This window comes from Paenibacillus macerans (genome assembly GCF_900454495.1).
GTDB classification, from domain to species: Bacteria; Bacillota; Bacilli; order Paenibacillales; family Paenibacillaceae; genus Fontibacillus; species Fontibacillus macerans.
Window position 1 is genome coordinate 4469322 of sequence record NZ_UGSI01000001.1, and the last position, 12982, is coordinate 4482303.

At 56.6% G+C, this 12982-nt stretch carries 6 protein-coding genes and 1 riboswitch; of the genes, 1 reads left to right on the plus strand and 5 read right to left on the minus strand.

Annotated features, from left to right (window positions below; all coding sequences use genetic code 11):
- Positions 1 to 379: 379 nt before the first annotated feature.
- From pulA to DYE26_RS20025, 4 genes are all read right to left on the minus strand, one after another.
- Positions 380 to 2341, minus strand: a complete 1962-nt coding sequence (gene pulA, locus DYE26_RS20010) for a type I pullulanase (RefSeq protein WP_036626562.1) — start codon at positions 2339 to 2341, stop codon at positions 380 to 382.
- A gap of 6 nt (positions 2342 to 2347) precedes the next feature.
- Positions 2348 to 4459, minus strand: a complete 2112-nt coding sequence (locus DYE26_RS20015; RefSeq protein ID WP_082207952.1) for an amylo-alpha-1,6-glucosidase — start codon at positions 4457 to 4459, stop codon at positions 2348 to 2350.
- Positions 4460 to 4922: 463 nt separating this feature from the next.
- Complete coding sequence (locus tag DYE26_RS20020) at positions 4923 to 5837, minus strand: transposase (RefSeq protein WP_115311252.1); 915 nt, start codon at positions 5835 to 5837, stop codon at positions 4923 to 4925.
- Positions 5838 to 6403: 566 nt separating this feature from the next.
- Positions 6404 to 9763, minus strand: coding sequence for a DUF6359 domain-containing protein (locus tag DYE26_RS20025; protein ID WP_411831588.1), 3360 nt, complete (start codon positions 9761 to 9763; stop codon positions 6404 to 6406).
- Between the two features lie 443 nt (positions 9764 to 10206).
- Here DYE26_RS20025 and DYE26_RS33925 point away from each other — a divergent pair, with 443 nt between their 5' ends.
- Positions 10207 to 10908, plus strand: a complete 702-nt coding sequence (locus tag DYE26_RS33925) for a DUF2628 domain-containing protein (protein WP_227872873.1) — start codon at positions 10207 to 10209, stop codon at positions 10906 to 10908.
- Between the two features lie 324 nt (positions 10909 to 11232).
- Here DYE26_RS33925 and DYE26_RS20035 read toward each other — a convergent pair whose 3' ends face one another.
- Positions 11233 to 12669 carry an NAD(P)/FAD-dependent oxidoreductase gene (locus tag DYE26_RS20035; protein WP_036626569.1) on the minus strand — a complete coding sequence of 479 codons (1437 nt, stop codon included), beginning with the start codon at positions 12667 to 12669 and terminating at the stop codon, positions 11233 to 11235.
- A 78-nt stretch (positions 12670 to 12747) separates the two neighbouring features.
- Positions 12748 to 12847: riboswitch (purine riboswitch) on the minus strand.
- Positions 12848 to 12982: the final 135 nt, after the last annotated feature.

Genomic DNA, 12982 nt, shown 5'->3' on the forward strand with positions numbered 1-12982 from the left:
CCTCTTTTCCCTCGCTCATACCGCTTTTAAATAACGAAGCAGCGTAAAGTCAGGATTATAATTTGTTCAAACGTTTGCGCAGATCATTTAAACCCATCATATCACTGATTTTTGTAAAAGTAAGGAAAATCTTGTCGAACACTTTCTTCATTTTCACAAAATGACTGAAAATCAAGTCTTTCAGGGAATCTCCCTTGTTTCCGCTTCGCTTGCATCTAAAAAACAGGCCCATGTGCAATTACGTGGGCCTCTTGTAGCTTATTTCAGATTAGTCACGAAAGCTCGCCTTTGTATCCTCTTCGGCGTTGCCAAACGTACAAAATATATGCGCAGTTATCCAGCGCTTTTTGCTTCGCCTCCACGTTCTAGAAGCCCTTTGCTAAGCCCGAACGCCCAGCACGATCAGGCCGATGCCGTTAGCGGCAAGTTTGCCGTCTCCCAGCGATTGAACGTACTCGCCGCCGAAACGTACCTCCCACGCCCCCAGCGCAGGCAGTTCGAGCGTCACCGCGCCGGGATTGGCGTTGTACAAGACGTACAGATGGCGGTCCGGATCGCCGCCGGCGTGCTCGCGCAGCGTATACGCCACCGTATGCGGCGGCGCCGCCTCGAAGCGCAGATGCGTTCGAATGTCCCGGGCCGTGCGCAGGCGAAACGCCGGGTGCTCGCGGCGAAGCGCGATCAGGCTCCGCATATAGGCCACGTCATCCCGATGAGCCGCGCAGCGCTCCCAATCGAGCCAGTTGATCTCGACGGGAGCGTTGTAGCTGTTCTCCACGCCGCCCTTTGTTCGCATGAACTCCTGCCCGGCATGGACAAACGGGATGCCCTGACTGGTCAGCACGATCGCCGAGGCCAGCCGGTGCATGGCGCGCCGCCGCTCGTCCGCCTCTCCGTCCGTGGACAGCATGATTTTGTCCCATAGCGTGTGATTGTCGTGGCACTCCACGTAGTTGACCGACTGCGCCGGCTCCGCGGCAAACTGGCGGAATTCCCCGCCGTAATCGATGCCCCCGGCAACGCCCCGTTTCACTCCGTTCTCGAAGCCGTCGCTGCCGCTGATGAAGCCTCTTTTTTCAGGATGAAAAATATCTCCCTTGACCGCGTCCCGCAGCCCGTCGTTGAACATGCCGATGCGCGGCATCCGCGCGGCGTTGGCCTGATTGGCCCGCCGCTCCGCGGGCAGCACGGTGTCCATCATCCAGCCTTCGCCCACCATGATTAGGGAAGGATCGATCTCATCCAACCGGCGGCGGATTTCGTTCATCGTATCGACATCGAGCAAGCCCATCAGATCGAACCGGAAACCGTCGATATGATATTCGCGTACCCAATGCAGCACCGAGTCGACGATATATTTCTTCATCATCGGCCGCTCCGAGGCGCATTCGTTGCCGCAGAACGCCCCGTCCGAGAAGGTGCCGTCCGCCTTGTAGCGCAAGTAATAACCCGGCACCAGCTTGGTGAAATGAATCAGGTACCCGTCGAACACATGGTTGTAAACCACGTCCATGATGACCCGGAGTCCCCGGACGTGCAACGTTTGCACAAGGCGTTTCAGTTCGGCGATGCGCGCGGCCGGATCGTAAGGGTCCGTGGCATAGGAGCCTTCCGGCACATTGTAGTTTTTCGGATCGTAACCCCAGTTGTAATGGGGTTCATTCAAACGGCGTTCATCCACGCTCTCCCTGGAGTAGTCGAACACCGGCAGCAGCTGCACATGCGTAACGCCAAGCCCGGCGATATGGTCGAGTCCCGTCGGTATGCCGTCCGGCCCCCGGGTTCCTTCTTCGGCCAGACCCAGGAATTTGCCTTTCTCGCGAATGCCGCTCCGCGGGTGAACCGACAGATCGCGGACATGCAGCTCATAGATCACCGCGTCGGTCTCTGAAGCCAGCGGCGGCTTCACGTCTTCGTCCCACCCTTCCGGATCGGTGCTCCGCAGATCAAGGATCGCCGCTTTATCCCCGTTGACGCCTACCGCCTTGGCGTAAGGATCGGCGGCTTCGTTCCATTGCTCCCCCACTTTTACGCGGTAAGTGTACAGCAATCCATGGCAATCCTCCGGGATCAAGAGCGTCCACGTCCCCTGCGCATCCCGCTGCATCGCCAGTTCTTTGACCGGCGCGCCGTCCCAGGTTTCGTACAGGACGACCCGCACTTCCGAAGCCGTAGGGGCCCACAAGCGGAAGCGGGTTTGCTCCGGCGTATAGACGGCCCCCAAGTCGTCGCCCTCATAATAAAACTTCGCGTCGAATTCCGCGTCGAATACGGAAATTCCCCCGGTAACCGCCAAATCGCCGTAATCTATCGTACCTTCGAATTTTTTTTGAACGGACAAACGGCTTCACTCCTTTCCCCGCAAATTCCGTAAATGCGGAAGCACATCTTCCGTATATGCGCGCAATATTTCCCCCACACTCCAGGCCTGCGTAAAACAGCCGCGCCCGGTGCAGGCAAATTCCCCGTCAAAAATTTCGGCGATTCCGCCGATGCCCCCATCTTGGAGGTGATCCTCAAACACGGCGCACATTTCTTTCGCCGCCAGGACGGCCCGTTGGCTGTACCCGTTCACTTTGCAATAGGCCGTGATGAACGCCCCTAGCGGAAAAGCCCAAACCGTCCCCATGTGATAAGCGCCGTCCCGGTCGATCAATTTGCCGGTATAGCGGGGCCGGAAGCGCGGGTCCTGGAAGGAAAGCGACCGCAGCCCGTAAGGCGTGTACAAATGCTTATATACCGTGCCGACGACGGCCTTCTCCTGGTTGGGCGGCAGCATCGTAAACGGCAGCGACACCGCCCAAATCTGGTTCGGCCGAATCGAAGGATCATTGTTGAATCCCCCGTCCTTTTGGGGCACATCAACAACATCGTACAGACATTGGTCCGCCTCGTTCCAAAAACGGCTGCGGAAAGATTCCCGCACTTTCCGCGCCAATTCATCATATGGCTCCGTTTCCCCGAAACGTTCCGCCAGCCGGGCCATAATGCACAGCGCGTTGTACCACAAGGCGTTGATCTCCACCGGCTTGCCGTGCCGCGGGGTCACGACCCAATCGCCTACCCGCACGTCCATCCAGGTGACCTGATCCAGGCCGCCGCCCGCATGAATCAGCCCGTCCTCGTCCATCCCGATCGAAAAATCGGTTCCGCCGCGGTAGGCGGCGACGATTTCTTTTAACGTTGGATAGACCGCCGCGCGAATGAACCTGTAATCATCTTCCCCACCGGTATGTTTCAAATATTCATAGACGGCGTGAACATACCAAAGCGAAGCGTCCACCGTGTTGTACAGGGGCTCTTGGCCATCGTCCGGGAACATGTTCGGAATCAGCCCGCCGCGGACATAACGCGAAAACGATTCCAGAATTTCGCGCGCCTCCGCGAATCTGCGGGTGGCCAAAGCCAGTCCGGGCAACGCGATCATCGTATCCCGGCCCCAATCGGTGAACCACGGATAACCGGCCAGCACCGTTTTCAGTCCGGTTGACTCCCGGTCCACGATAAAATGGTCCGCCGCTTCAACCAGACGGTCCGCGAGTCTGTCGCCGTAACCGGCCGCCGCCACCAGTTTGTTCATCCGCTCCTTGTATTCGCGAACGATAGCGAAGCCGTCCTTGCCGTCAAGCGGCTCCGTCGAACATTTGAAATAAAAGGCTTTCCGCTCGTAAGGCTCGATCGTTACATTGATTTCATAAGGGGTATAATGACAATCCACGCCCAAAAAACCGTTCCGGTTCTCGAAAGCGTAAAAATGCCCTTCCTCGTACATATGAGACGGCGTTGCCATCGTTACCGGCAGCGCGGAACGGTCCAGATATTCGCCCGCCGACGCCATGAACGATATCGTTACGTCCGGCCCGCTCTCCGGCGTCAGCCGCAGTACATTGCCCTCCAGCTTAGTTTCGAAACGCAGACTCCCTTTTTCCGAAACGTCCCCGGGAGAGCGGTAGTTAAACAGCGGGACCAGCTTGATTTCCGCGGGCTCTTTCCCGCCGGCAATCTCGTAGCAGACCGCCGCCGTATTATGCCCATACTCCAGAGAAATCGTTTTGCGGATATTCACGTCCTCGACCTGATAGTCGTATTCGGGCACCGTGTCCAGCTTGAACCGCCGCAAATATCGGTGTCCGTCTTTTCGCCAGTTGATATACTGCTGGGAGGCAAGCTCATAGGTTTGCCCGCCCATACACACCTGCTCCTGGATGCGGGTAAACACCAGCATGCGGTTCACCGGCGCTCTGGCCGACGCAACCAAATATCCGTGCGACATCCGAAAGCCGCCGCCAGGGACGGAATGGTTGGCATATCCGCCGATCCCGTTGCCGATCAGCCACTCCTTCTCATTGCCCTCCTCAAGAGTGCGCCAGGCGCTCCGTCCCAGGATATAAGCTCTGTCCGCAGCGCCTCTGTCTTTTGCCTGTACCTGTACCTGCACCTGCTCTCGAACCTGACTCATCCCGATTTCTCCTTCCGCCTCGCTTTCGTTTAGCCTCCCGCCCCGTTATTCCCGCTGCGCGGTTGCTTAAACGTTTACCTTATCTTTATGTGCTGGATTATATCATCGAAATCTAAGGGAGGCAATCGTTTGCACAAAAATGCCTTACCAGTCAAATCGAAAACCGATCGTGGCAAGAAACGCGGAAGGGTATTGAACGCTTGAGGATAGAGAAGTGGGGGGGAGGGGCGGCAGATCAACACTCGCTGTCCGGAGACTTTGCACGATTATCCCGTTTAATCAGGTAGCTGAGAGAAAGACAAACTCGAGAGAAAAAAATATTTAGCGGAGAGGGAAACGAAAAGACTGTGATTTTGCTGTAGCCTGAACTCTTCCATCTGCAGCAACGCCCCTACCATTCATGCTAACCCACATAAATCAAGTTGATCCGTATCAAGTAACCCCTACCGTTCCAGCTCCACGATTAGGCCGCAGCCGCAAGGGGCTGGTTCGGTTGGCGCGCGATCAGCCGGCGGTAAGGAATCGCCGGTATCGCCACACACATGCGCAGCAACTTCTGCCGCATCGTTTCTTCCGTTTCAGGCAGTCCTCCTTGCAGGCGCAGTCGGCGGCGTCCGGTGTATTCGTTCAGATACGCCTGCAGATGCTTCAGTCCCAAGGCTCCATACGTACTCTTCAGCGATTCCCACGCCTCTCTCACCACTTTCCGCAAGGGCGCATACAGCCGAAAGGCCTGAGGAAACAACTGTACCGCCGATGTATGGACATCCACATGCCCATTGATGAACGCATCGAGTTCGTGACGGTTTGCCCTCTTTTCGCCTCCCCGCTTATGCGGCACCAGGCGGATTTTGACCTGCTCCGGCTCGCCCGACTCCGTGACCGTGCAGCCGGCTACGACCGCCGAGGCGTACGGATGCGAAAGCTGACACCGGGACGGATTACGCCCATACTGATCGCTGTTCACCTTCACGTCTCCGGAGAGCAGCTCCCGGGCATCGAACTCTCCCACGGCATGGCGTATTTTGTGCAGCATCGACCAGGCGGTCTTGTAGGCGACCCGGATCACCTTGCTCAGCCGCAGCGCCGAGATCCCATCAGGGAGTAGGAACAACTCCAGCGCCTGGAACCACTTCACCAGGGGGAGATGCGTTCCTTCAAAAATCGTGCCGACCAAAGGCGATGTTTGATGCTTGCACTTTCCGCACTCGAATAAGGGGATATGCCGGGAGGTCAGGCGGCTGCACCGGGTGTAAGTGCAGCGCGGGCAGACGAAGCCGTTTGGCCACTTCATCGCGATCAGCGCCTCCATGCAGTCCTGCTCGCTGTTAAAACGGCTGCTGAATGATTGAAGTTCCGTTCCCGCATTGATCTCCATGTTTACTCGCCCCCGAATCAATAATTTACGAACATAAGTTCCATTTATTTCATTATAACAAACATGTGTTCCCTTATCAAGCCGAAAATCTCACCTGAAACGCCTCATTTTTTCCTCATCTTTTTTGTTTTTTCTTCTCTCTTTTTTGGAACCTTTGCTCTAGCCCTCTCCCCCCCTGCTCCCTGCTCCTGAACGAAAGGAATAATCGTGCAAAGGCAAGCAACAGGCAGGGCCACCAAGATCACGAGCCCTTTAGACAACCCCCTCACCTAGCATCGATGTGACACTGCTCGAAACGGCCACGGTGCAAAAGGCAAATACACTGGCCCCACCGGATCGTGACGCTGCTACATCGTTGACGCTTCCTCAACGAAGCAGCCTAGAAAGCCGGGAGGACACTGTCCGCCTTTGATTCGGCGTCAACTCCGGCAATGGATTACTGCTTTACCCAGCTACATCAAGGCTTGTCTGCCGATGTTTTGCTGCGAATTTTGAAGTTATAAATTTTCAAAAAAAACCGGTCCTTTGAGGACCGGTTCTTCTCTCCGTCACTTTCGGCAGCTGTTTTATCCCGCTTGTTTGACGATATACTCCAAATCGCCCAGCATCAGCTTGGCAAAGCTGGAGTTGATGCCTTTTCCGCCTTGCGCGTTGATCGTCTGCTTCAATACATTGATTTTTCGCTTGCGCTCACGGTCTGTTTTCGCCTTTTGCAGGGAGCTGATCTTGGCGTCCAGGCTTTGGGCGATTCCCTTCTTCACGTAGCCTGCCGCTTCTCCGGCATCAACCAGCTCGTCCAGATGGGCGATGTCGATCGTAACCGTAAAGTCGAATTGCCCCGCAGAATGGAGCCCGGCCGCATCCGTCGCGCTGACGACCAGTTTATGTTTGCCCGCCGCCAAAGAAAGCGGCGTAATTTCGTGCAAACTGGCGATTTGGCGGCCGTCCAATTGATACACCGTATTTTTCACTCCGCTGACGGCGTCCTCGACGTCAACTTGAATCGGAAGCTCGGTTTCGATTTGCAAAAACTGCCGTTCCCCGGAAAAATGAATCACCGGCGATCCGTGGTCGATATTAATGTATAGCGTTTTTGCCGTTTCGCTATTCCCGGCCCGATCCCACGACCGGTATTCGATCACGTATTTGCCGTCCTCGGTCAGCAGAATCGGTGAGGCATAGGCGAGCCACTCCCCGCCGTTGATCCGGTATTCGGTCCGTTCCAAACCGCTCCCGCCTTCGTCCTGTGCCGATAAGTAGACCGTAACGTCCTCCGGATTGTACAGCTCCTGCCCCGCGGCACCCGAAGCGTTCGCCTGGGTCACCGGAGCCAGCGTATCTTCTTCCGCACCGCTAAGCACAACGTGATCCAGAGAGAGCGGCTTCAGCTGGTACGTCCCGCGAAAAACCGAAGCGACGCCGGTGATGTCCACCTTGGAACCCGCCGGGAAAAGCGCGCTGAATGCCGCCATGTCCACGCCGGTTCGGCCATCGAAACGGACGCGCGTCGCAGCGCCGCCGCCTTTGACGGCGTTAAATTCAAACGAACCGGCCGGAGAAGCCGCGGCCATGTCTTGAACCGCCACATCGGTTAACGTGATGAACTGTCCCTGATTGCCGTCCGTGACCGCCTCCTGCTCGATCGGCTGCGGAAGCGGAGCGGTCCCTTTCTTTTCGATCGTGAGCGGATTTTCCAGCTCAACCTCCCCGTTGTACAAGGTCCGGGTGGCGCTGATGCGAATCAGATCGCCCGCATGGTAGCCGGAGGCCGTTTGGAACACGTAAACGCCGGCCGTATCGTCCTGGAGGTAAAACCCTTGTCCGCCAAACAGCCCCGGCTCGGACGTAATCACGCCCTCCACGGTAACGACCGTGCCGTCGGCCGCCGAACGGGCCGCGGCGATCGTGGCCAATTCCGGCACCTGCGGATGGTCGCCCGGCAGCGGCTCGGCAGCGACGTCGGCGATCGCCACCGTCTTCGTCAGCGCGTTGCCGCTCCCCTGCTTGAGCCGCAGGTTGGCGCTCGCGGCCGTCACGCCCGGCTTGAGCTGGACGGCCAAGTCCTTTGCCGCGTGCCCCCGGGCATCCCCCGTCAGTGAAAACGCCGGGCTGTAATTGTAGTCGGACCAGGTGCCGTCAGCGTTTTTGAAGCGGGCGATCTGTTCTCCGCCGGCCAGGTAAATGCCGACTTTAAGGTCCGATACCGTCTGGCCAGGCGTTAGGCCGTCGGCTGTCAAGCGGATCTGGAACTCCTGCGCGCTTGGCAGTTGCGCCTGGTGCACGAACGCGTACTTAGGCTCCGCGGCGGGCGCTTGCGCCGAGCCGTAGGAGCCCGGCTTGAACGTCGCCGGGTCGTACCATTTATAGCCGGGGGCCGGTTGGGCCCAAGGCTCCGGCTGCGGCTCGGTGGTGGCGGCCGGCTCCTCGGACGGCTTCAACTGGGTCGGTTCATCCAGCTCAAGCCCCGGCACCTCGGCGAAGGAAGTGTAGCTTTCGTCGTTGGCCAGCCACTTCACAATTTGCACCAGGAACAGCCCGTCGTCGACTTCCTTGAAGCCGTCGTACGTCGTTTTCTTCTGGCCGTTTTCTTCTCTTACATATTTTGGAGTTGCATCCTCCACGGGCGAAGAATCGCCGATAAAGGCCGCTTTGCCGAGCCCAAGCTTGGACACCGCCGCATACGCTCCTTCATCTCTGCCCCCGCCGTTGTAGACGCCTTCGTCTACCGCGTTCCCCCAGGCCGGAACGCCTTCAGGAACGTAAACTAGGCCTTTTGCTTGTTGCGGATTCAAAACCGCCAGCGTAGAGCCGGCATGCATGGCCACGGCCCCAACGCCTTTCGTGATGCCAAACGACTGCGACGGGCTGACGACGTCGTTCGCATTAACGTCCCCAAGGGCGTTATAGCGGAACCGCACGCCGAAATTGTCCGCCAGCCAATCGGAGCTCGTTACCCCCTGCATCGCCGGAGAGGCTGCTTCTTCCGCGCTCATGCCTTTAGCCGGATTCTCATATGCTCCGCGGCGGAAGCCGTTGAACACTTCGGAGGCGTCCCAGCGGTTTTTGTTGCGGTCGGCATTATAATGGTCGGATATGAAAAATACCGCTCCGCCGTCCTCGACATACTCCACCAGCGCCTCTTGCTCCGCGGCTTTAAAAGGCACATTCGCTTCGGGAATGACGAAGACATCGTAGTCACGAAGCGCGTCGTACGTGATCGCTGTTTCACCGAACGTATACGGGATCGGCCGCTCCAGCGCCTCGACCGTGAAGCCCGCCCCGCGCAGCCCGTCGGCGAAATCGGAAAACGCGCCGTCGATCACCCAATCGGCCGCGCCGGCGGTTTGGGCGTGCGTATTGTCAAACAGCACTTTTTTGCCGGTGCCGTCCGGCAATTCTGGGATTTGTCCCGGATCTCCCGGAGGTTGGCCCGGGTCTCCCGGATTTTCGCCAGGATTTTCTCCTGGATTCTCACCAGGGTTTCCGCCCGGGTTTTCCGGCTCTCCGGGGTTCTCGCCCGGTTCCCCCGGTTTTTCCGGTTCGCCTGGTTCGCCCGGCTGCGCTGCGGCAAACTCAAGCGCCGTCACGCTTTTTAATCCGGGAAAATTGTTGTACGCGGCCAGCATGCCGGACACCGAAACCTGCTTGCCGATGATATCCGGGTTGCTTTGCAGGCCGAATTCGGCTCTCGGTCCGGACGGAATCTGCACATCGACGAGTTTGGCTTTATCCCGCTCTCCGGCCGTATCCGCGATCAAAAAGTTATAATCATTGCCGAACGGCGCTTCGAAATCGGCGGTCTGCGACCCGGCGGCATGTCCGACGATATAACCGGTTACCGTAACGGATTCGCCGCTGTTTCCTTTGGCGATAGCTTCGGCTACGCTGATCCCTGCAGCTGCAGATTCGCCTTTCTCCGTTGTCATGGAAGTCGTTGGCTCCGTGACGGCTTCGTTGCCCGCGGCCGCCTCCGCTGTGATGTACTCTTGTTCCGCTGCATTTGCCGGCTCCGCCGCTTCCGCGGCCAAACCCGGTACTCCCGTTATGCCCAAAGCGCCGGCCAATATCAGGCCAAGCAGTTTCTTGCTCCAACGCCTCCTCATCATGGATCGACTCCTCCTCAAATTTAAGATGAACTACCTCCTCATCATAGAGATGGATCAAAAACAGACTGTTTACGTTTTGTTAAAGTATTGTAAAATTGTATTTTTTACTAATATATAGGCTTATTGTCTTATTTATAGAGTTTTGCGGCGGCTATTAAATAGATATTCCGACAGTCCGATATATAAGCAAGTTAGTTCTTTGGAACTATTTCATGACTTTTCATGAAAACTACTTTCATCAAGAGATGCGGACGGAGGTACATATGTATTGTTCAAACTGTGGAAAACTTTTGGAAAAAGAGGACAAATTTTGCGCGGGATGCGGAGCACCGGCCAAACCTCGGCAAAATGAGCCCGCTGTTCCCCTCCCCCCTGCCGAGCCAGGCAAGACCCCAGGGAAGGCCGGAGAAAGCCAACCTCCGTCAGAATTCGGAGTTCCTGCCGAGGAGCTTGAACTGTTCATAGGCAAACGCGCGGGCGCATATTTTCAAAAATGGCGCCAAGACCACCGCTGGAATTGGCCCGCTTTTCTGTTCGGCGGCTTTTGGCTGCTGTATCGGGGGATGTATTTGTACTGGCTGATCTATCTGATCGTATGCTCGCTTATTATCAACATCGTCGGCTCTCTTGTATTTCCGGGTTATCAGGTCTCTTTCAGCCTGGTCATCACGATGTTAACCTTGCAGCTTGCCTTAAAAATATCCTTTGCCGTGGCGGCCAATTCCATCTATCTGCATCATGCCCGGCGCAAAATAAAGGCTTTGGGCTACAGGTACCCAAACGACCGGGAAACCCGGGAGACAAAAATCGCACAAGCGGGTGAGACAAGCCTTTACATCCCGATTGCCTTGGCCCTGCTGCCTTTTTTGCTGGCGGTGGTTTACGGGCTGTTCTCCTTCCTGCATACGTATCAGCAAATCCAGCAAGTGATCGACTCCGAAGTTCAGGAAAGCCGGTATCCTTGACGGTGTGATCGAGGGGCATAACGGCAGTATGTTGGTTCCGGTTCACTTAACGTAACGGACCGGAAAGACGTTATTCGCTCATTTCCCGGATATTTCCCGCTGTAACGGACTCCAATGCCGCTAATCGGCTTCTTGGCGGGAGATTTTCTACGGTTTGGAGGAGATAAGGTCCCCTCGGTCCGTTAGACCGCATTGCGGCGCGTCAGCGGCGACGGCACTTAACCCGCGCCGCGCCGAAAAAGGGCTGTCCCAAAGACCATACATATGGCCTTCAGGACAGCCCTATTGCATTTCGTTTAGCGAAGAAGCCCGAAAGCCGCGTTTCTAAACCCCCGCCTTTTTCAGCATGCCGCGCGCGATCCAGACGCCCGCCGCGCCGGCCTGAGCCAGCCCGCGGGTGATGCCCGCTCCGTCGCCGCCGCAGAATAAGCCGCCGATTTCCGTTTCCAGCGACTCGGTCAGCTTCGGGCGGGCGGAATAAAACTTCGCTTCCACGCCGTAAAACAGCGTATGCTCGGAGGCGATCCCCGGCGTTACTTTATCGAGCGCTTCGACCATTTCGATCAGGCTTTTCATCGTATTGTACGGCAGCACGAGGCCAAGGTCGCCAGGCACGGCCTCTTTGAGCGTCGGCTCGAGAAAACCTTCGGCAATGCGGCCGGCGGTAGAGCGGCGGCCCCGGAGAATGTCGCCGTATTTTTGCACGATGACTCCGCCATTGGACAGGTCGTTGGCCCGCTGGCAAATCTCCCGCGCATATTCGTTGGGCTTATCGAACGGTTCGGTAAACTTGTGCGAAACGAGCAGGGCAAAGTTCGTGTTTTGCGAACCGAGCGCAGGGTCTTTAAACGAATGGCCGTTGGCGGCCATAACCCCGCTGTGGTTTTCGACGACCACATGCCCGGACGGATTGCTGCAAAACGTGCGCACCCGCGTGCCGACCGAAGTGTTGTAAATGAATTTCCCTTCGTACAGATGCTCGTTAATCTCGAGCATGACCACGTCCGACGTTTCCACGCGCACCCCGACATCCACCTGGTTGTTGGTCATTTTCAAGCGGCGTTTCTTCAAAATGTCCGTCAACCAGGCGGAGCCGTCCCGTCCGGGAGCGACCATGACCAGATCGGCCTCGTGCGTCTCCCCCGATTTAAGCTGAATTCCGCAAACTTGATGGCCCCCGTCGGATTTAACCGTGATCAGGTCCTCCACCTCCGCCTTGAACATCATGTCGATCCGGGTGTTCAAATACTCGTAGATCGATTTCAGAATTTCGAGGTTTTGTTCCGTCCCCAAATGGCGGACCTGCGCCCGCAGCAGCTTCAGCCCCGCGGCGTATCCGCGCTGCTCGATTCCGCGCACCGCTTCGGTCAGCGGGTCGGTGATGTTCGTCGTGGCGCCGTGCTCCAAATTGACCGCATCGACGTATTTGATCAGCTCCAGCACTTGGGAAGGAGCGATATAATCGCTCAGCCAGCCGCCGAATTCGGTCGTAATGTTGAACTTTCCGTCGCTGTACGCTCCCGCTCCGCCAAACCCGGCCGTAATCGAACAGGCCGGCAGGCAGCCGGCGTACTCTTTTTTTCCGGCCGGAGGCGGGCAAAGCGTAATTTTCTCCTCCAAAATCGGACAGCGGCGGCGGTAAATATCGTGCCCCTTATCCACCAGAAGCACCTTCCAGTGAGGCGCCTTCCGCGTCAGTTCATAACAGGCAAAAATCCCCGCCGGCCCGGCCCCAACCACAATTGCATCGTATTTACTCATCTGCTTCCTCCTGATAGGAATAATAGTCAACGGGCGAACAAACCCGGAAAAAACAAAAAATCCCGGCTATCCAATAGGTATGCGAAAGCTCCTATTCGTAGCCAGGAATTTAGGGTTCCTTGTAGAGACCCCCGATCCGTATTACCGGGGATATACGAAATCAAAATATTAACATATTCGGTTTCCAGCAACAATCCGAGTATATGAGAAACAAACGTATAAGTCAAGGGAAATTCCTTTTTATTATTCGGTTTTCGAAGTATTTGTGATGTTTTTTATTTTTAATGCCGTCATAAATTTTGCAAAACACGAA